Here is an 18,685-nt window from a genome sequence, read left to right as displayed (position 1 = left end):
GGTCAACCCTGCCACTTGCCCCCTTCGACGATCACGCTTTCCGGCTTGGTGTCATCGCTCAGTTCCTTGCGCACATACTGGTCATACAGCTTCAGCAAGAACTTCTCTTCCCCAAGCTTGGCCAGCTCGGCATTCACCCAGTCACGCAGCTCGGTGTTGCCCTTCTTCACCGCCGGCGCAATCGGTGCTTCTTCACCCAGCAACTCAGGCAGCACGCGGAAGCCCGGGTTCTGCTTGGCCCAGCTGAACAGGATCAGGTTGTCCTGGGCATAGGCATCGCCACGGCCGGTGGCCAGGGCTTGCAGCGACTCGCTGTTCTTCTCGAACTTGAGCAGTTTCCAGCCAGGGTGATTTTTGGTCAGCCAGATATCGGCCGTGGTGCCGGTGGTGACGATGATGGTCTTGTCGGCCAGGTCGTCAAGCTTCTGCACCGGGCTGCCATCGGCCACGATGGCCTGCACGGCAACGCGCAGGTTGGGGTTGGTGAAGTCCACCGCTTCCTTGCGCTCCGGGGTTACGGTCATGTTGGCGAGGATCAGGTCGACCTTGTCGCTCTGCAGGAAGGGAATACGGCTGGCCGGTTCCACGGCAACGAACTCGACCTTGTTTTCATCACCCAGCAGGTCCTTGGCCAGGCGCCGGCCAATGTCGGTGTCAAAGCCCACATAGCGGCCTTTTTCATCGACGAAGCCGAACGGAGGTTTATCGGTGAACACCCCGACAATCAGTTTGTCGCGGGCCTTGATGGTTTCCAGGTAGCTGGTGGCTGGCGATGCCGCTGCCGGCTTGGGCGGTTCTTCGGCCTTGTTGCAGCCGGCCAGCAGGGCCAGGCCGAACAACGGCGCCAGCAGTTTGGTGAGGTTGGCAGTTTTCATGACAGTTCCTTGTGCAGTTTCTTAGGCAGGCTTTCTACGAAGGAGAATTTCTCCAGGAACTGCTGCGCGCGTGCGGTCTGCGGTCGGGTGAAGAAGCTCTCGGGGTCGCCCTGTTCAAGGATCCTGCCGGCCTCCATGAACACGATGCGGGCGGCCACCGCGCGAGCGAAGGCCATTTCGTGGGTAACGATGAGCAGGGTCATGCCGTCGCGGGCCAGGCCCTGGATCACCTGCAGCACTTCCTTGACCATTTCCGGGTCGAGGGCGGCGGTAACCTCGTCGAACAGCATCACCTCGGGGTTCATGCACAGTGAGCGCACGATGGCGATGCGCTGTTGCTGGCCCCCGGACAACTGCCGGGGGAAGGCGTCGCGCTTGTCCAGCAGGCCGACCCGCGCCAGCAGCGCCTCGGCCTGGGCCTGCGCTTCGGCACGTTCGCGTTTTTGCACCTTGAGCGGGCCGAGCAGCAGGTTGTCGATCACGCTCATGTGGCCGAACAGGTGGTAGCTCTGGAACACCATGCCCACCCGCTGGCGAACGTCACGCCAGTCGGTGCGCGGGTCCAGCAGCTCTTTCCCGGCCAGGCGCAGATGGCCGCTGTGGGCCTGCTCCAGGCCGTTGAGGCAGCGCAGCAGCGTGCTCTTGCCGCAACCGCTGGGGCCGAGGATGACCACCACTTCGCCAGCCGCCACCTTGAGGTCGACGTCCTTGAGCACCTGGTGCTCGCCAAAAAACTTGTTGAAACCCTGGAATTCGATCAATGCGCTCATGAGTGTGCCCAGCGGCGTTCCAGCACGCGCGAAGCGGCGGACAGCGGATAACAGACGATGAAGAAGAACAGGAACAAGGCGCCGTAGATCAGCACCGATTCGTAGGTGCGTTCGATGATCTGCTGGCCGGCCTTGATCACCTCGACCACGCCGATCAGCACCGCCAGCGAGCTGGTCTTGATGATCCGCGTGTAGATGTTGATGGTCGGTGGGGTCATGCGCTTGAGTGCCTGCGGCAGCAGCACGTAGCCATACAGCTGCCAGCCGGCCAGGCCGATCGACAGCCCGGCCTCGCGTTGGCCACGCGGCAACGAAGCCAGTGCACCGCGCACCACCTCGCCCACCTCGCTGGCACCCCACAGGGCCAGTACCAGCACGGCGCACCAGAAGCTGGGGATGCTCAGGGCAAAGAAGATCGGCAGGCCGAAAAACACCAGGTACAGCCAGACCAGCACCGGGATGGCGCGGAACAGCTCCAGGTACACCTGCAAGGCGATGTTCAGGGCACGGTTGCCCAGGGTTGCCAGCACGCCGTACAGCACACCACCCAGCGTCGCGAAGAGGATGCCCAGCGCCGAGATGGCCAAGGTCTGCGCGGCGCCGCCGGCCAGCTGCGGCAACGCCTGCAGCAACAGGTCAAATCCCGAACTGGCCATGTTGCAGCCTCCTTTCCACATAGCGCAGCAACAACGACAGCGGCAGGAACAGCAGCACACAGAGCAGGGTCAGCACGGTGAGCATTTCGTAGGTCTTGTAGTACAGCGCGATGTAGTTCTTGGTGGTGTAGAGGATTTCCGGCACGGCCACTGCCGACACCACGGTGGTTTCCTTGAGCAGGAAGATGAAATTGGCGAACAGTGCCGGCAGGCTGAGGATGCCGGCCTGGGGCAGCACCACATGGCGCAGCAGCTGGCCTTCGGACAGGCCGATGGAGCGCCCGGACTCAAGCTGGGCACGCGGCACGGCCTCGATGCCAGCCCGCAACACCTCGGTGAGGTAGGCACCGCCCATGAAGGTCATGGTGATGATCGCTGCGGAAAAACCGGAAATCTTCAGGCCCAGGCTGGGCAAGGCGAAGTAGACGAAGAACAGCTGGATCAGCAGCGGCGTGTTGCGGGCCAGCTCCACGTAGGCTTTGACCAGGCGCCACAGATAGGGGGTGCGCAGGACCAGCAGGGTGGCGTTGACCAGGGCGACCAGCAGCGAGGTGGCGATGGCGATCAGGCCTACCTGCAGGGTCACACCCACGGCCTTGAGAAAGGCGGGTAGCGTGCTGAGGATGAATGCGATGTCGAGGGTCATGGGTAGAGCAAGTCTGCAGGGTGCGCGGCGGCACAATTACTAGACTCTAATGATCTAAAAACTTTTTAATAAATAACATTAATGAATAAACATATCACCGGTTGGCGAGTAGGACCCTGTGGCCAGATACAAAAACGCCGGCACAAATGCGCCGGCGTTTTTCCTGTCACTGCAAGCGCATCAGAACGCCGGCAGCACAGCACCTTGGTACTTCTTGGCGATGAATTCTTTCACTTCCGGGCTGGTCAGGGCCTTGGCCAGTTTCTGGATGGCTTCGCTGTTCTTGTTGTCCGGGCGGGCAACCAGGAAGTTCACGTATGGCGAGTCGGCGCCTTCGATCACCAGTGCATCCTTGGCCGGGTTCAGGCCGGCTTCCAGGGCGTAGTTGGTGTTGATCATGTCCAGGTCGACCTGGTCCAGCACACGCGGCAGCATGGCCGACTCAAGCTCGCGGAACTTCAGCTTTTTCGGGTTCTCGGCGATGTCCTTGGGGGTGGCCAGGGCATTCTTCGGGTCTTTCAGGGTGATCAGGCCAGCCTTCTGCAGCAGGATCAGGGCGCGGCCGCTGTTGCTGCCTTCGTTAGGAATGGCAACCGTGGCGCCTTCTTTCAGCTCGGACAGGTTCTTGATTTTCTTCGAGTAGCCACCGAAGGGTTCGACGTGTACGCCAATGACCGTTTCCAGGTGGGTGCCTTTACCTTCGTTGAAGCTCTTCAGGTAGGGCAGGGTCTGGAAGTAGTTGGCGTCCAGACGCTTCTGGTCCACCTGCACGTTCGGCTGCACGTAGTCGGTGAAGACCTTGATCTGCAGGTCCACACCCTCTTTGGCCAGGGTCGGCTTGATCAGTTCAAGGATTTCGGCGTGCGGTACCGGGGTAGCGGCAACCACCAGTTTCTCGGCAGCGGCGGCCAGGCCGGAGAACGACAGGGCAGCGGCCAGGGCGGTGGTCAGCAGGGTCTTCTTCATGGTGGTCCTTGTTCTGAATCTGGGCCATCGGCGATGGCGAATCGGTTGCCCAACCGGTTCACCAGCGGGCGTGAGGCGGACAATACCTAGATTTTTTATTCCGTAACAATATCTTTTATTTAGCTGCTTATTCCAAAAACAAACTGCCACCAGCCACTTTGCTTATGAGCGATGTCTAGCGTGCGGTGTTGGGCAAGTCGAGGTCCTCTGGCTGGATCTCTTCGCCGTCATTCACCAGCAAGGCAAAGTGGATGACGTTCTCCAGTTCGCGGGTATTGCCAGGCCAGAAATGCGCTTCCAGCACCTGCTGCGCCGCCTCGCTCACCAGCGGCACAGGCCGCTGCAGGCGCACGCTGTAGATGCCCACGAAGTACTCAGCCAGCGGCAGAATATCGCCCGGCCGCTCGCGCAGCGGCGGCAGTTCCAGCGCGCCCTCGCGCAGGTACTGGTACAGGCGCTCGTTGAAGCGCCCCGCACGCACCACCCGCGCAAGGTCAATGCTGGTGGCGGCGACCAGGCGCACATCCACCGGCTGTGGCTGCTGCGCGCCCACCCGGGTGACCTCGCGGTTTTCCAGGGCCGCCAGCAGCTTGCCCTGGATGGCCAGCGGCAAGTCGGCAATTTCGTCCAGATACAGCGTGCCGCCGTTGGCCGAACCGAACCAGCCGGCGCGGCTGCTGGCCGTACCGCCATGGCTGCCGGCGCTATAGCCGAACAGCTCGGCATCGGCGTAAGTAGGGCTGATGGCCGCGCAGTTGACCGATACGAACAACCCACCACGGTCGCTGGCTCGGTGGATCTGCCTGGCCAGCAGCTCCTTGCCGGTGCCGGTTTCGCCACGGATCAGCACCGGCAACGGCTGCGGCGCCAGGCGCTCGAGGTCTTCGCGCAACTGCTGCGAACGCGGGTCGATGAACACCAGGGCCTTGGCGCGAATGCTCAGCGGGCTCTTGTCCAGCTCGGGGAAGGTCAGCAGTGGCTGGCCAAACGGGTTTTGAAACGTCATGACGAACTCCCGCCCCAGGCCTTCATTGGCCGGGCGTCAGGTAAACGGAAAACGGTAAGGGCTATCAGGCGCGACGCAGTGCGCGCTGCTCGACCCGGCTCTGCAAGCGATACAAGTAGGCGAAACCTTGTTCCCAGCGCTCATGGCCGGACTTGACGTTGATGTGCCCGGCATTGCTCAGCAACCCTGCTTCGGCGCCCCACGCCTGGGCCAGGTACAGCGCCCGCGGCACGCTCACGGCCGGGTCGTTGTCCGAGCTGACGACCTGGCTGGGGAACGGCAAGGCTTCGGTCGGGATCGGCGCAAAGTTGCGCAATGCCGGCGCGCAGGTGGGCCGTTCGACGTCTGCCGGTGCCACCAGCAGTGCACCACGCACCCGTCGCCGCAAGGCCGGGCTGGCCTGCGCGGCCCAGTGGGCGACGGTGACGCAGCCAAGGCTGTGGGCAATCAGGATCACTGGCGAGCGCTCGGCGGCAATCGCCTGCTCCAGCGCCTGCACCCAATCCTGCCGTTGCGGGGTGAGCCAGTCGTGCTGCTCGACCCGCGCACTGTTGGGCAGGGTGCGCTGCCAGTGACTTTGCCAATGGTTGTCTGGCGATCCTTGCCAGCCCGGCACAATCAGGTAACGAATCGACTCATTGCGCATGGGGACGCCTCCAGTAAGTTTGCGTGCTTGGAGACAAGTATAGGGAGGGAGTTATATTCGTAAAGGAATAAGAAGCTATTTATTAATAACCAAAATAATCATGATAAGGAGCTGGATCTTTGTGGGAGCGGGTTCACCCGCGAACACCGGCGCAGCCGGTGCCAGCCACCGCGCTGGATTCTTCGCGGGTGAACCCGCTCCCACAGGAAACTCTGATCGGCAGGAAGTACGGGCAAAAAAAGGAGGGCCAACCCCTGCCAAGAGATGTGGCCCATAAGCACTTGCCTGAAGAGGTTTTACAGCGATCAGCGCGCGGTTATCACCGCCAGCTTGCTGATACCCGCACGTTCGATGGCTGCCATGGCCCGCGCCACTTCGCCGTAGTTCACGCCGTCATCGGCCTGCAGCTGCACGCGCACGTCCGCGTCCTTGTCCTTGGCAGCCTTGAGGTTGGTTTCCAGCAGGTCGGGCTGGATCTGGTCCTTGTTGATGAACAGCTTGCCTTCACCGTCGATGCTGACCACCAGCGGGTCCTTCTGCTCCACCGGGGCCACGGCCTCGGTCTTGGGCAGGTTGATGGGGATGGCGTTGGTCAGCAATGGCGCGGTGACGATGAACACCACCAGCAGCACCAGCATGACGTCTACCAAGGGCGTGACGTTGATTTCACTGAGGACTTCGTCGCTGTCCTGGGTCGAAAAGGCCATATCAGGACGCCTCCTTCACGGGTTGGGTGAAACCGGGCTGGGCTTTTTGCACAGCCGGGTGCACCAGCACGCGGAAGGCACTCTTCTGCGCCAGGCTGTAGAAGTCGTGGGCGAAGTCATCGAGGTCGGCAGCGGTCAGCTTCAGGCGACGCAGGAAGTAGTTGTAGACCAGCACCGCAGGCACCGCGACGGCGATACCCACACCGGTAGCCACCAGTGCCGCACCGATGGGCCCGGCGACGGTTTCGAGGCTGGCGGAGCCGGCGGCACTGATGCCCTTGAGCGCTTCCATGATGCCCCACACGGTGCCGAACAGGCCGATGAAAGGCGAGGTGCTGCCGATACTGGCGACCACCGCCAGGCCGGTTTCCAGCGAGCGGCGCTCACGCACGATCTGCTGACGCAGGGCACGCTCCAGGCGGTCCTGGTGGTTGATGGCGTGGCTCAGGTCATTGGCCTGGGTATCGCCAACGGCAATCGCGGCGTAGCCGGACTGGGCAACGCGGGCGGCCGGGCCGGGCAGCTCATGGCTGAGTTCGGCAGCCGAGTCCAGGCTGGAGGCAGCCCAGAACTGCTGGTGGAAGCGCTTGTCCTGGTTTTTAAGGCGCACGAACTGCGCGACCTTGACCAGGGCCAGGCCCCAGGTGACGACAGAGAAACCGACCAGCAGCCAGATGACTGCGCTTTCAACGGATTCGAGGGGGGATGCCAGCAGGCTCATGATGGTGTCTTCCTGTGTTCTGCGAAATAGTTAGCGAAGCTTGAAATCGATCGGCACGCTGACCCAGCCGGTCTGGGCCACGTCGCCCTGCTTGGCGGGCACGAAGCTCCAGCGCTTGACTGCGGCCAGCGCGGCGGCGTCGAGGGCATCACGGCCGCTGCTCTTCTGCACCTGGATCTGCCCGGGCTTGCCGCTTGGCAGCACCTCTACACGCAACAGCACGGTGCCTTCCCAGCCACGGCGCTGGGCCATTTGCGGGTATTCCGGTGCCGGGTTCTTCAGGTACGCGGCGTTGGCCGATGCCGGGGTTATCGGGGCCGGCGCGGGTGGTGCTGGCGCAGGCGGTGCAGGGGCGGCCACCGGCGCTGGCGGTGGTGCTTCGACCGGCTTGGGCTGTGGCTTGGGCGCCTGCTTGACCACAGGCTTAGGCACGGGCTTTGGCTTGGGTTTGGGCTTGGCAGCCAGCTCGTCGACTACCGGTGGCGGCGGTGGTGGCTCGACCACAGGCGGCGCGGGCGCGGGTGGCGGTGGCTCGACCACGGGCGGCGCGGGCGCTGCGAACTCGATGGTCATGGGCGGCACCTGCGGCGGCACCACTGGCAGCGCTGGCGTTGGCGCCTGGCTGACCCAGTACGCCGCAGCGCCATGCAGCACCAGCACCAGCAGGCCCAACGCCAGCTTGTCGCGGCGCTTGAGCCCGCTGACGGGCGTGCGTTGCAGGCGCAGCTGGCCAAGCGGGAGGCGAAGCGTGCGTCCAAGCTCGACCAGGTCGCCCGGGGCCGGGCGCCATGGCTGGTCGTAGGCCCTGACGGCCGACTGGACATTACCCATTGATCAAACTCCTGGGGTCTCGATTCAGGTGTGTGGCTGAATCATCGGGGCCAGAGGCTTATCTCTTAAAGTAATGTTTAAAATTATAGTTAGAACTTAATTGAATATTGTTTTTGAGGGGGTCCGTGAAAGCCACGGATTGCGTGGGCTGCGGCTTTCATGGCTAAAGGCTATGCATTGGGGGCATGCAAAATATTCGCGTAAGGCATGAGATTGCCGCGAGGGCTGCGCCCTCGATCGCGACGCAAGGCCGCTCCCACAGGAGATTGCAGTTCCCTGTAGGAGCAGCCTTGTGCTGCGATGGGCTGCAAAGCAGCCCCGGCAATCCGACAGGCATAAAAAAGCCCGAGACCAAGCCCGGGCTTCTCATCATCAAGGGCAGATCAGATATCCGCCACCTTCTGCCAAACCTTCGGCCGGAAGAACAACGTCTCCCCCCGCGCCAACCCGGTCAAGCTGTCATGGTCCTTGACCACCTCGGCCTCGATCAGCTCGCTCTGCCCTTCCACCTTCAAGGTCACCCGCGTGGTGGCGCCCAACGGCCGGATATCCCGCACCTCGGCAGCATGGTGCCCTTCGGTCTCATGCCGCGACAGCGACACCTCGTGCGGACGGAACAGCACATGATGCCCTTCGCTCACCGCCAGGCGGTTGGAATCGCCCAGGAAGTGGTAGACGAAATCGTTGGCCGGCTTTTCGTACACCTCGCCCGGCGAGCCGATCTGCTCGATCACGCCCTTGTTCATCACCACGATGCGGTCAGCCACTTCCATGGCCTCTTCCTGGTCGTGGGTGACGAACACCGACGTCAGGTTGATGTCCTCGTGCAGCCGCGCCAGCCAGCGTCGCAGCTCCTTGCGCACCTTGGCGTCCAGCGCACCGAACGGCTCGTCCAGCAGCAGCACCTTGGGCTCCACGGCCAGGGCGCGGGCCAGGGCGATACGCTGACGCTGGCCGCCAGACAGCTGCTCCGGGTAGCGGTCGGACAACCAGTCCAGCTGCACCATGTTCAGCAGCTCGTGCACTTTCTCGGCAATCTTGCTCTCGCTCGGACGCTCGCCCTTGGGCTTCATGCGCAGGCCGAAAGCGACGTTGTCGAACACGCTCATGTGGCGGAACAGCGCGTAGTGCTGGAACACAAAACCGACGTTGCGATCACGCACGTCATGGCCGGATACATCCTCGCCATGGAACACGATGCTGCCCTGGTCCGGTGTTTCCAGGCCGGCAATGATGCGCAGCAGGGTGGTCTTGCCGCAGCCGGACGGGCCCAGCAGCGCCACCAGCTCGCCGCTGTTGATGTCCAGGTTGATGTTGTTCAGGGCCTGGAAGCTGTTGAAGCGCTTGCTGACATTACGAACTTCGATCGACATGAATCATTCCTCCGCGGCGCTGTGGCGCAGGCGGTTAATACGGTTCTCGCTCCACTGCTTGAGCAGCAGGATGAAGAGCGCCAGGATCAGCAACAGGCTGGCCACGCTGAAGGCCGCGACGTGGTTGTACTCGTTGTAGAGGATCTCTACGTGCAGCGGCAAGGTGTTGGTCACGCCACGAATGTGGCCCGACACCACCGACACCGCGCCAAACTCGCCCATGGCCCGTGCAGTACACAGCACCACGCCATAGATCAGGCCCCATTTGATGTTGGGCAAGGTCACGTGCCAGAACATCTGCCAGCCATTGGCACCGAGCAAGCGCGCAGCCTCCTCTTCTTGCGTGCCCTGCTCCTGCATCAGCGGGATCAGCTCACGGGCCACGAACGGCACGGTGACGAAAATGGTCGCCAGGACAATGCCCGGCAGGGCGAAGACAATCTGGATATCATGGTCCTGCAGCCAGGGCCCGAACAGGCCCTGTGCGCCGAACATCAGCACGTAGACCAGGCCGGCGATGACCGGCGACACCGAGAACGGCAGGTCGATCAGGGTGACCAGGATACTTTTGCCACGGAAGTTGTATTTGCTCACGCACCAGGCGGCGCTGACACCAAACACCAGGTTCAGCGGTACCGAAATGGCCACGGCGAGCAGGGTCAGCCTCAGCGCCGACAAGGCATCAGGCTCGAAGATCGCCTCGAAGAAGGTGCCAAAACCGTTCTTCAGCGCCTGCGACACCACGATCACCAGTGGCAACAGCAGGAACAGGGCGAACACCAGCCAGCCAAGGCCGATCAGGATGCGCCGCGAGGTTGCACTGCTACGGCGGGCTGCGTTGGCGGCGGCGCTTGCACTCAGGGATGAACTGGACATGCCGGCCTCCTTCAAGGGGTTTCGATGCGGCGCTGCAGCAGGTTGATCAGCAGCAGCAGGATGAAGGAAACCACCAGCATCAGCACGCCGATGGCGGTCGCGCCGGTGTAGTCGTACTGGTCGAGCTTGACCATGATCAGCAGCGGCAGGATTTCGGTCTTCATCGGCATGTTGCCGGCAATGAAGATTACCGAACCATACTCGCCCACGCCGCGAGCGAAGGCCAGGGCAAAACCGGTGAGCCAGGCCGGCAGCAAGGCCGGCGCCAGCACATGGCGGAACACCTGCAGCGGCTTGGCGCCCAGGCAGGCGGCGGCCTCTTCCACTTCACGCGGGATGTCGGCCAGTACCGGCTGCACCGTGCGCACCACAAACGGCAGGGTGACGAAGGTCAGCGCCAGGGTGATGCCCAACGGGGTGTAGGCGATCTTGAAGCCCAGGTCGGCGGCGAACTGGCCTACCCAGCCCGCTGGCGCGTACAGGGCGGTCAGGGCGATACCTGCAACGGCGGTGGGCAGGGCGAACGGCAGGTCGATCATCGCGTCGATGATCTTGCGCCCGGGGAAGGTGTAGCGCACCAGCACCCAGGCCAGCAGGGTGCCGATCACCCCGTTGATGATGGCGGCGAACAGGGCGGTGCCGAAACTCAGCTTGAGCGCGGCGATCACCCGCGGCGCACTGATGATGTTCCAGAACTGCTCCCAGGTCAGCTGCGAGGCATGAATGAACATGGCTGCCAGCGGTATCAGCACGATCAGGCTGAGGTACACCAAGGTGTAGCCCAGCGTCAGCCCGAAGCCGGGTATGACGGGGGAAATACGACGTGACATAAGTATCCCTGGTTGAACGCACGAAGCCCGGGAAAAATCCCGGGCCGGTGCAAGACTCTGAATCCCGGGGCTGCTGCGCAGCCCATCGCAGGCAAGCCAGCTCCCACAGGATTACCACAGGCCTGAGAGCTGCGCGATCTTGTGGGAGCTGGCTTGCCTGCGATGGGCCGCAAAGCGGCCCCGCTTTTTCATGGCCGGTTACTGTGCCTGATAGATCTGGTCGAAGACACCGCCATCATTGAAGAACTTAGGTTGTGCAGTTTTCCAGCCACCGAAGTCCTTGTCGATGGTTACCAGGTCCAGTTTCGGGAATTGCTTGCCGAATTCGGCAGCAACCTTCTCGTCACGCGGGCGGTAGAAGTTCTCGGCGGCAATTTTCTGCCCGGCCGGGCTGTACAGGTGCTTGAGGTATTCGGTGGCAATGTCGGTATTGCCCTTCTTATCTGCGTTCTTGTCCACCACCGCCACTGGCGGTTCGGCCAGGATCGACAGCGACGGCACGACGATGTCGAACTTGTCGGCGCCACCGTCTTCCTTCAGCGCCAGGAAGGCTTCGTTTTCCCAGGCCAGCAACACGTCGCCCTGGCCGTTGTTGACGAAGGTAATGGTCGAGCCACGGGCGCCGGTATCCAGTACGGGTACGTGCTTGAACAGCTCCTGTACGTACTCCTTGGCCTTGTCTTCGCTACCACCGGTTTTCAGGCCATAGGCCCAGGCCGCCAGGAAGTTCCAGCGCGCACCGCCAGAGGTTTTCGGGTTGGGGGTAATGACCGAGACGTCCTTCTTGATCAGGTCGCCCCAGTCCTTGATGCCTTTCGGGTTGCCCTTGCGCACCAGGAACACGATGGTCGAGGTGTACGGGGTGCTGGCGTCCGGCAGGCGGGTCTGCCAGTTGTCCGGCAGGGTCTTGCCGAGCTTGGCCACTTCGTCGATGTCGCCGGCCAGGGCCAGGGTCACCACGTCGGCGCGCAGGCCGTCGATCACCGCACGGGCCTGCTTGCCCGAGCCACCATGGGATTGCTGGATCTTCACCTTGTCGCCCGGGTGGGCCTGCTGCCAGTGCTTGATGAACTCGGCGTTGTACTGCTGGTACAGCTCGCGGGTCGGGTCGTAGGACACGTTCAGCAGTTCGTAGTCCTTGGCGATGGCGGAACCGGCAAAAACAGCACTGGCCAGAGCGGCAAGCGCATAACGGCGAATGGACATGGTGAAGCTCCCGATTGGCATTTTTCTAATTTTGGATGTGAGGCGCGATCAGCCGGACTTGTTGCCGGGCTGTTGCAGGCGGAACTTCTCCTTGCGCTCGATCTGTACGACCTGAGCGTTGTGCACAGTGATCTCCACCGCACCAAACCGCAGGTCGCGCAGGGCGCTCTGGATTTCACGCAGAATGGTGGCTTCGTCCTGACCGTCGATGCTACGCAGAGATGCACTCATGCTCGTTCTCCTTGGAGTGAGGGTGCCGGGCAGAGGTTTGAAGGGGATTTGCGCCTGGCTTGAGGGCAATAGTAGTGAGGCGGAGTTATTCTTAAAAATACTGTTTAAGAATGTTTATATAACTGTTTTAACAATCAGCACATTTCCCTTTGTAGGAGCAGCCTTGTGCTGCGAAGAGGCCGGTACATACCCCATCAAATGTCGATGGGTGTACCGGCCTCTTCGCAGCACAAGGCTGCTCCTACAAAGGGATGTGCTGTCAGGATGATTGTTTTTCAGGCTCGCGGATTTTGTACCAGGCCACATACAGCGCCGGCAGGAACAGCAGCGTCAGCAGGGTCGCCACGATGATCCCGCCAATCATGGCGTAGGCCATCGGCCCCCAGAACACCTCGCGGGCAATCGGGATCATGCCCAGGCTGGCCGCCGCGGCAGTCAGCAGGATCGGCCGGCGCCGATGGTTGGTGGCCTCCACCACCGCATCCCATTGCGAAAAGCCTTGCGCCACGAACTCATCGATCTGGGTTACCAGGATCACCGAGTTACGGATGATGATGCCCGCCAACGCCAGGATGCCGAGAATCGCGACAAAGCCCATGGGCGTGCCCGTCGGCACCAGTGCGATGATCACGCCGATCAGCCCCAGCGGCGCCACGCTCACCACCAGGAACAGCTTCTGCACGCTGTGCAGCTGGATCATCAGGAACGTCGCCATAAGGAACAGCATCAGCGGGATGACCTTGCGGATCGGCCCTTGCGCCTTGGCACTCTCCTCCACCGTACCGCCGGTAGCCACTTCGAAGCCCACCGGCAGCTTGCTGGCGAACTCGTCGATCTTGGGTTTCAACTGGGCCACCAGGTCAGTGGGCTGGATGTCGCCGTTGACCGAGGCCTTGATGGTAATGGTCGGCTTGCGGTCGCGACGCCATACCAGCGGCTGCTCCAGCTCGTAACGCACGGTGGCGAACGAAAGCAGCGGAATCGAAGTGCCGCTCGGGGTGAGTATCTGCAGGTTCTGCAGGGTATCGGGCGAACCCCGCTCGCTGTCCTCAGCCCGCGCAACCACATTGACCAGGTAGATGTTGTCATTGACCTGGGTGATCTGCACGCCGCTGACGATGCTGTTCATCACATTGGCCACATCTTCGGACGACAGCCCCAACTGGCGTGCCTTGTCCTGGGCGATTTCCACGCGCAATACCTTACCTGGCTCGTTCCAGTCGTAGATCATCTCGCCGATGTGCTCGTTCTGGTCGAGCAAGGTGGCCAGCTCGATGGCGTGTTTGCGCACCTCGTCGATATTTGCGCCGCTGACCCGATACTGGATCGGCCGCCCTACAGGCGGGCCCATTTCCAGCGACTGAACGTTGGTACCTATGCCGACGAACTCTTCATGCAGGATCTTCTGCAAGCGATCCATCATGGCCTGACGCTCTTCGAAGCCTTTGCTGACGATCACCAACTGCGCGTAGTACGGGTTTTGCAATTGTTGGTCGAGGGGCAGGTAGAAACGAATGGCACCTTGGCCAATATAGGTGCTCCAGTGCACCAGGTCCGGGTCATCCTTGATCCGCGCCTCGAAGCGGTCGACCACCTTGCGCGTCTCCTCGATCGAGGCGTTCTGCGGCAGGTTGAGGTCGACCAGAATTTCAGGGCGGTCCGAGGACGGGAAGAACTGGTTCTGCACGAAACGCTCGCAGAAAATGGCCAGCACGAACAGCAGCACCGTACCGATGATGGTCAACCAGCGGTTGCGCATGCACCACAGCAAGCCACCTTCGAATGCTCGCCCTACCCGCCCGGTCTGCGCCTCGTGCGCCTTGAGCTTGCTGTTGAGGATATGCACGCCCAGTACCGGCGCGAAGAACACCGCCACCACCCACGACACGATCAACGCCACGGCAATTACCGCGAACAGGGTATAGGTATACTCACCCGCCGAGCTGGCATTGAGCCCGATGGGCACGAAGCCGGCAACGGTCACCAGGGTGCCGGTGAGCATGGGGAATGCGGTCGAGGTATAGGCGAACGTCGCCGCCTGCTCCTTGCTCTCGCCCATCTCCAGCCGCGTGACCATGACCTCCACGGTGATCATCGCATCATCCACCAGCAGGCCGAGGGCGATGATCAACGCGCCCAACGAGATCCGCTGCATGGTGATGCCGCTGTACTCCATGAACACGAACACCATCGCCAGCACCAACGGGATCGAGCAGGCCACCACCAACCCTGCACGCACACCGAGGCTGATAAAGCTCACCGCCAATACGATCACCACCGCTTCGAACAGCGCACTGGTGAAGCCGCCAACGGCCTGTTTCACCACCACCGCCTGGTCTGAAACGGTGTGCACACCCACCCCGACCGGCAGGTCGGTGATCACGCTGTCCATTTTCTTCTTCAGCGCCGCACCGAATACCTGCATGTTGCCACCGGCTTTCATGCCAATGGCCAGGCCGATCGCGGTCTGGCCGTTGAAGCGGAACATGGGCGTAGGCGGGTCGACGTAGCCGCGCTCGATATCGGCAATATCGGCCAGGCGGAAGAAGCGGTCGTTGATCCTCAGGTTGACGGTTTGCAGGTCTTTCTCGGATGCGAACTGGCCGGTGGTACGCACCGAAATGCGTTCTGGCCCAGCCTCGATCACCCCGGCCGGGGTTACCGCGTTCTGTGATTGCAGGGCCTGCATGACCTGGCGCTGGTCGATGCCCAGCGCTGCCAGTTTGCGGGTAGAGAAGTTCAGGTACAGCACTTCGTCCTGGGTACCCACCAGTTCGATCTTGCCGATGTTGGGCACTTCGCGCACTTCGGAGCGGGCCTGTTCAACGTAGTCGCGCAGCTGGCGCAGGGTCAGGCCGTCAGAGGTAAAGGCGTAGATCGAGCCGAACACGTCACCGAATTCGTCGTTGAAGGCAGGCCCTTGAATACCCTGCGGGAACTGGCCGCGGATGTCCTGGATTTTCTTGCGCACCTGGTACCAGATTTCCGGTATGTCCTTGGCTTTGGTGGTGTCGCGCAGGTACACGTACACGGTGGACTCACCCGGGCGGGTGTAGCTTTTGGTGTAGTCGAGGGAATCGAGCTCCTCGAGCTTCTTCTCGATGCGGTCGGTGACCTGGTACAGGGTTTCGTCCTGGGTCGCACCTGGCCAGCGGGTCTGGATGACCATGGTTTTGATGGTGAATGAAGGGTCTTCTTCACGCCCGAGGTTGAAGTACGAAAAAATCCCCATCAGCAGGCCGACGAACATCAGGTACCACACGAATGACTGGTGCTTGAGCGCCCATTCGGAGAGGTTGAAGCTTCCTTTCATTGCGCATCCTCGTCGAAGGTGACCTTCTGGCCAGGCTTCAGGCTGTTCACACCTGCGGTAACGACGCGCTCACCAGGCTGCACGCCCGACGTCAGCACGATGCTGTCGGCGGTACGTTCGATCAGCGCCACGTCCCGGGTTGCCACGGTCTTCTGCTGCGTATCGATCACCCACACCTGGGTCTTGCCGTCACGTTCGAGCAAGGCACTGCGGGGCAGTTCGCTGCGGGGCGTGACTTGCGAGCTCAAGGTCACGCTGATGGCGGTGCCCAGGTGAAAGGCCGCAGGCGTGCCGGCCAAGGTCAGGCGGGCGCGGCGGGTGCGGGTGGTGGCGTCGGCCTGAGGTTCCAGTTCGCGCAGCGTGGCGGTGGTGTTGATGGTGGGGTCGAGCTGCGAGGCGACGGTGAAGGTCAGGCCACTGCTCAGTTGTTCGGCCAGGCCGATGGGCAGGTCGATCACCGCTTCCTTCACGTCCGGACGGGCCAGCGTCACCACGGCCTGGCCGGCCGTGACGGTTTGCCCGGCTTCGGCCTGCCAGGCAGTGATCACGGCGGCGTGATCGGTGCGCAGGGTGCTGTAGTCGAGCTGGTCGCGGGCCTGGCTGAGCGCAGAGCGCGCCTGCTCCAGCGCTGCGCTGGTGGTTTTCAGGTTGGTCTGGGCGATATCCAGCTGGGCCTGGGCGCCAACGCCGCGGTCATACAGCTGTTGCTGGCGACGGGCATCGGCCTGGGCATTGATCCACTGCGCCTGCACCTTGGCCAGGTCCCCTTCGGCAGCGCGCAGCTGGTTCTGCTGGTCGGTCGGGTCGAGGGTGGCCAAGGTATCGCCCGGCTTCACCTGGGCGCCGACGTCCAGCCAGCGCCGGGCGATACGCCCGGACACCCGGAAGCCCAGGGTGCTTTCGAAACGCGCCTGGATACTGCCGGCGAAGCGGCCCAGTTGCGACTGCACCTGGGGTTCGACCTTGACCGACAGCACCGGCCGAACCGGCTCTGGTGCTTCTTCCTCGCTACTGCAGCCAGCCAGCAGTACGCCGGCCGACAGCATCAGCAGCAGGCGCTTCATAGCTCACCCCCTTGGGCCTTGGCATCGACCTTCTGCACCTGCATGCCGGGGTGCAGCAACTGGCCGCCATTGACCACCACGGTTTCGCCGCCCTTCAGGCCGCTGGCAACCACGATCTTGCCGGTGAGGTAACGGCTGACTTCGACTTTGCGCAATTCCACTTTGTCGCCCTCGCCCACCACCCACACGGCGGGCTCATGCAAGGCCTTGGTCAGTGCCGACCATGGCAGCTCGATGCTGGGCCGGCCCTGGGCATTGGTGGAGGCGGTCACCGGGGCGCCCAGTTGCATGCCGGGTGGCACGTCTTTCAGGCCTACCTTGACCTGCACCGTGCCGCTTTGCGCCGACACCGTGGGCGTGATTTCGCGCACGAACCCCTGCGCCTGGACCTTGGGGTCGTCCAGCAGGCGGACGATCACCCCGGCATCGCTGGGTGGCGCCACCAGCAGGGATTCGTAGACGTTGAATACCGCATCACGGTCGCCGTCAGTGGCCAGGCTGAAAATCGGCATGGTCGCCTGCACCACCTGGCCGACTTCGGCCTGGCGCTCGGTAATCACCCCGGCGGCCTCGGAGACCAGTGCGGTATAGCTGAGTTGTTCGTTGGCATTGGCCAATTGCGCCTGGGCGGCCTTGAGCGCGCTCTGGTTGCTGCGCAGCGCGGCTTCGGCAGAATCGTATTCGCTCTGGCTGGTATAGCCCTTGGGCAGCAGTTTTTGCTGGCGCACGAAGGCGGCGCTGGTCTGGGTAACCCGCGCCTGCGCGGCGAACACCTCGGCCTTGGCCGAGTCGACGTTGTTCTGCAGGTCTTTGGGGTCCAGCCGGGCCAGCACCTGGTTGGCCTTGACGTGATCGCCCACGTCCACACTGCGCGAAATGATCTTGCCGCCAACGCGGAACGACAGATCGGTCTGCACCCGCGCCTGCACGTCACCGGTCAGGGTGACCCTGGCAGCGAAATCGGTGGACTGGACCTGTTGCACACCCACCCGAGGCAGCGTCTCGGGAACCTCTTCCTTGCTACAGCCGGTGAGCATGGACAGCAAGCCCAGGCCTGCCAGCAACAGTGGACGCGTCACCCTCATGCAGGCTCCTAGCTTGCGCACAAATGATTTGTGAGATGCGACTGTCAGCGTAGTTCAGGGTTCGGTAAACATCACTGATGGAGATCACTCAGGCATTTTCAGCGCCTGCGCGGGCCTCTTCGCGGGTGAACCCGCTCCCACAGGGAATGTGCACATGCCGAATCTTGCGCAGTACCTGTGGGAGCGGGTTCATCGGGGCGCCGAACCGCCGCGAAAAGGCCGGTACAGCCACCCACAAGCCCCCTGCCATATCCAGAAACTATCCAAAGCACTTTCGCGGGTTCACAGCCACTACCTTGGAGAGGTCACTTTTCAAGGAAGAAACCAATGCCTCGGGCCCAATCTCATCTGCTGCGCCGTGGTCGCTATTCAGAACTCGGCAGGCTGTACCTGCTTACCACTGTTACCCATCCACGCAAGCCACTGTTCCATGACTTTCATCATGCAAGGCTGGTCATCCACCAACTGCGGCAATCCGATCATGAGCACGCATGCCGCTCAATGGCCTGGGTACTGATGCCGGACCATCTGGCTGATCGAGTTGAAAGGCACGACGCTGGGTACGTTGATGCGCAGATTCAAATCCAGATCCAGTCTGGTTTTGCATCAGGCGGGGGTTGAGCATGACCCGGTGTGGCAGCCTGGGTATCAGGACCGGGCATTGAGAAGGGCGGAAAGCATGGTGCATGTCGCCAGATACATCGTTGCTAACCCCTTGCGGGCTGGGCTGGTCAGAAGTGTCAGGGACTATCCACACTGGGATGCAATATGGCTTTGAATCGGTGTTAGGGCATTCGCGGGTGAACCCGCTCCCACAGGGACCGTGCACAATTTGAAGGTTGTGCAATTCCCTGTGGGAGCGGGTTCACCCGCGAATAGGCCG

18 protein-coding genes and 1 pseudogene are annotated in these 18,685 nt (G+C 62.2%); 1 reads left to right on the top strand and 18 read right to left on the bottom strand.

The features are described 5' to 3' along the window. Positions 1-2 precede the first annotated feature (2 nt). The 18 genes from ABOC32_RS04290 to ABOC32_RS04205 form a co-directional block, all read right to left on the bottom strand. Positions 3-875 carry a transporter substrate-binding domain-containing protein gene (locus tag ABOC32_RS04290; RefSeq protein WP_426810218.1) on the bottom strand — a complete coding sequence of 291 codons (873 nt, stop codon included), beginning with the start codon at positions 873-875 and terminating at the stop codon, positions 3-5. Further along, complete coding sequence (locus tag ABOC32_RS04285; RefSeq protein ID WP_426810217.1) at positions 872-1,645, bottom strand: amino acid ABC transporter ATP-binding protein; 774 nt, start codon at positions 1,643-1,645, stop codon at positions 872-874. Before ABOC32_RS04285 ends, ABOC32_RS04290 begins: the two co-directional genes overlap by 4 nt. Beyond that, on the bottom strand, positions 1,642-2,301 hold the full coding sequence (locus tag ABOC32_RS04280) for an amino acid ABC transporter permease (protein ID WP_027609997.1): 660 nt from the start codon (positions 2,299-2,301) through the stop codon (positions 1,642-1,644). Before ABOC32_RS04280 ends, ABOC32_RS04285 begins: the two co-directional genes overlap by 4 nt. Next, positions 2,282-2,947: an amino acid ABC transporter permease gene (locus ABOC32_RS04275; protein ID WP_043198873.1), complete on the bottom strand. Its 666-nt coding sequence runs from the start codon at positions 2,945-2,947 to the stop codon at positions 2,282-2,284. Before ABOC32_RS04275 ends, ABOC32_RS04280 begins: the two co-directional genes overlap by 20 nt. Before the next feature lie 180 nt (positions 2,948-3,127). Further along, complete coding sequence (locus ABOC32_RS04270; RefSeq protein ID WP_234226424.1) at positions 3,128-3,913, bottom strand: MetQ/NlpA family ABC transporter substrate-binding protein; 786 nt, start codon at positions 3,911-3,913, stop codon at positions 3,128-3,130. 175 nt (positions 3,914-4,088) lie between these two features. Beyond that, the gene (locus ABOC32_RS04265) at positions 4,089-4,919 is read right to left on the bottom strand and encodes a sigma 54-interacting transcriptional regulator (protein WP_086978556.1); all 831 of its coding nucleotides are present in this window, start codon (positions 4,917-4,919) and stop codon (positions 4,089-4,091) included. A gap of 64 nt (positions 4,920-4,983) precedes the next feature. Beyond that, positions 4,984-5,565 carry an alpha/beta hydrolase gene (locus ABOC32_RS04260; protein ID WP_043198880.1) on the bottom strand — a complete coding sequence of 194 codons (582 nt, stop codon included), beginning with the start codon at positions 5,563-5,565 and terminating at the stop codon, positions 4,984-4,986. 305 nt (positions 5,566-5,870) lie between these two features. Then, on the bottom strand, positions 5,871-6,272 hold the full coding sequence (locus ABOC32_RS04255) for an ExbD/TolR family protein (protein WP_012274719.1): 402 nt from the start codon (positions 6,270-6,272) through the stop codon (positions 5,871-5,873). Position 6,273: 1 nt separating this feature from the next. After that, complete coding sequence (locus ABOC32_RS04250; protein WP_016502132.1) at positions 6,274-6,993, bottom strand: MotA/TolQ/ExbB proton channel family protein; 720 nt, start codon at positions 6,991-6,993, stop codon at positions 6,274-6,276. 30 nt (positions 6,994-7,023) lie between these two features. Further along, positions 7,024-7,824 carry an energy transducer TonB gene (locus ABOC32_RS04245; protein ID WP_426810216.1) on the bottom strand — a complete coding sequence of 267 codons (801 nt, stop codon included), beginning with the start codon at positions 7,822-7,824 and terminating at the stop codon, positions 7,024-7,026. Between the two features lie 383 nt (positions 7,825-8,207). Then, the gene (locus ABOC32_RS04240; protein ID WP_426810215.1) at positions 8,208-9,197 is read right to left on the bottom strand and encodes a sulfate/molybdate ABC transporter ATP-binding protein; all 990 of its coding nucleotides are present in this window, start codon (positions 9,195-9,197) and stop codon (positions 8,208-8,210) included. A 3-nt stretch (positions 9,198-9,200) separates the two neighbouring features. Then, positions 9,201-10,073: a sulfate ABC transporter permease subunit CysW gene (gene cysW / locus ABOC32_RS04235; RefSeq protein ID WP_043198884.1), complete on the bottom strand. Its 873-nt coding sequence runs from the start codon at positions 10,071-10,073 to the stop codon at positions 9,201-9,203. An 11-nt stretch (positions 10,074-10,084) separates the two neighbouring features. After that, positions 10,085-10,903, bottom strand: coding sequence for a sulfate ABC transporter permease subunit CysT (gene cysT / locus ABOC32_RS04230; protein ID WP_043198886.1), 819 nt, complete (start codon positions 10,901-10,903; stop codon positions 10,085-10,087). 198 nt (positions 10,904-11,101) lie between these two features. Next, a complete protein-coding gene (locus tag ABOC32_RS04225) occupies positions 11,102-12,109 on the bottom strand; it encodes a sulfate ABC transporter substrate-binding protein (RefSeq protein ID WP_426810214.1) in 1,008 nt (335 codons plus the stop codon). A 48-nt stretch (positions 12,110-12,157) separates the two neighbouring features. Next, positions 12,158-12,340 (bottom strand): sulfur starvation response protein OscA, encoded by a 183-nt coding sequence (gene oscA, locus ABOC32_RS04220; RefSeq protein ID WP_016489716.1) that lies wholly within the window; start codon positions 12,338-12,340, stop codon positions 12,158-12,160. Positions 12,341-12,599: 259 nt separating this feature from the next. After that, the gene (locus ABOC32_RS04215; protein ID WP_426810213.1) at positions 12,600-15,653 is read right to left on the bottom strand and encodes an efflux RND transporter permease subunit; all 3,054 of its coding nucleotides are present in this window, start codon (positions 15,651-15,653) and stop codon (positions 12,600-12,602) included. Continuing rightward, positions 15,650-16,717 carry an efflux RND transporter periplasmic adaptor subunit gene (locus tag ABOC32_RS04210; protein ID WP_234226418.1) on the bottom strand — a complete coding sequence of 356 codons (1,068 nt, stop codon included), beginning with the start codon at positions 16,715-16,717 and terminating at the stop codon, positions 15,650-15,652. The genes ABOC32_RS04215 and ABOC32_RS04210 overlap by 4 nt, the downstream gene beginning before the upstream one ends. Further along, the gene (locus ABOC32_RS04205) at positions 16,714-17,802 is read right to left on the bottom strand and encodes an efflux RND transporter periplasmic adaptor subunit (RefSeq protein ID WP_426810212.1); all 1,089 of its coding nucleotides are present in this window, start codon (positions 17,800-17,802) and stop codon (positions 16,714-16,716) included. The genes ABOC32_RS04210 and ABOC32_RS04205 overlap by 4 nt, the downstream gene beginning before the upstream one ends. A 327-nt stretch (positions 17,803-18,129) precedes the next feature. On the opposite strand from ABOC32_RS04205, the pseudogene ABOC32_RS04200 reads away from it, so the two are divergent. Next, positions 18,130-18,580: pseudogene (locus tag ABOC32_RS04200) on the top strand (REP-associated tyrosine transposase). The last annotated feature ends 105 nt before the right edge of the window (positions 18,581-18,685 follow it).

It is taken from the genome of Pseudomonas sp. WOUb67 (assembly GCF_050058005.1).
GTDB lineage: Bacteria > Pseudomonadota > Gammaproteobacteria > Pseudomonadales > Pseudomonadaceae > Aquipseudomonas > Aquipseudomonas putida_R.
This window is presented reverse-complemented; position numbering and strand designations above follow the sequence as displayed.

Coding starts and splice junctions, on each gene's coding strand:
- ABOC32_RS04270 (WP_234226424.1), bottom strand. CDS start 3,913: ATGAAGAAGACCCTGCTGACCACCGCCCTGGCCGCTGCCCTGTCGTTC.
- ABOC32_RS04240 (WP_426810215.1), bottom strand. CDS start 9,197: ATGTCGATCGAAGTTCGTAATGTCAGCAAGCGCTTCAACAGCTTCCAG.
- ABOC32_RS04205 (WP_426810212.1), bottom strand. CDS start 17,802: ATGAGGGTGACGCGTCCACTGTTGCTGGCAGGCCTGGGCTTGCTGTCC.
- cysW (WP_043198884.1), bottom strand. CDS start 10,073: ATGTCCAGTTCATCCCTGAGTGCAAGCGCCGCCGCCAACGCAGCCCGC.
- ABOC32_RS04290 (WP_426810218.1), bottom strand. CDS start 875: ATGAAAACTGCCAACCTCACCAAACTGCTGGCGCCGTTGTTCGGCCTG.
- oscA (WP_016489716.1), bottom strand. CDS start 12,340: ATGAGTGCATCTCTGCGTAGCATCGACGGTCAGGACGAAGCCACCATT.
- ABOC32_RS04250 (WP_016502132.1), bottom strand. CDS start 6,993: ATGAGCCTGCTGGCATCCCCCCTCGAATCCGTTGAAAGCGCAGTCATC.
- ABOC32_RS04255 (WP_012274719.1), bottom strand. CDS start 6,272: ATGGCCTTTTCGACCCAGGACAGCGACGAAGTCCTCAGTGAAATCAAC.
- ABOC32_RS04275 (WP_043198873.1), bottom strand. CDS start 2,947: ATGACCCTCGACATCGCATTCATCCTCAGCACGCTACCCGCCTTTCTC.
- ABOC32_RS04265 (WP_086978556.1), bottom strand. CDS start 4,919: ATGACGTTTCAAAACCCGTTTGGCCAGCCACTGCTGACCTTCCCCGAG.
- cysT (WP_043198886.1), bottom strand. CDS start 10,903: ATGTCACGTCGTATTTCCCCCGTCATACCCGGCTTCGGGCTGACGCTG.
- ABOC32_RS04245 (WP_426810216.1), bottom strand. CDS start 7,824: ATGGGTAATGTCCAGTCGGCCGTCAGGGCCTACGACCAGCCATGGCGC.
- ABOC32_RS04215 (WP_426810213.1), bottom strand. CDS start 15,653: ATGAAAGGAAGCTTCAACCTCTCCGAATGGGCGCTCAAGCACCAGTCA.
- ABOC32_RS04225 (WP_426810214.1), bottom strand. CDS start 12,109: ATGTCCATTCGCCGTTATGCGCTTGCCGCTCTGGCCAGTGCTGTTTTT.
- ABOC32_RS04210 (WP_234226418.1), bottom strand. CDS start 16,717: ATGAAGCGCCTGCTGCTGATGCTGTCGGCCGGCGTACTGCTGGCTGGC.
- ABOC32_RS04280 (WP_027609997.1), bottom strand. CDS start 2,301: ATGGCCAGTTCGGGATTTGACCTGTTGCTGCAGGCGTTGCCGCAGCTG.
- ABOC32_RS04260 (WP_043198880.1), bottom strand. CDS start 5,565: ATGCGCAATGAGTCGATTCGTTACCTGATTGTGCCGGGCTGGCAAGGA.
- ABOC32_RS04285 (WP_426810217.1), bottom strand. CDS start 1,645: ATGAGCGCATTGATCGAATTCCAGGGTTTCAACAAGTTTTTTGGCGAG.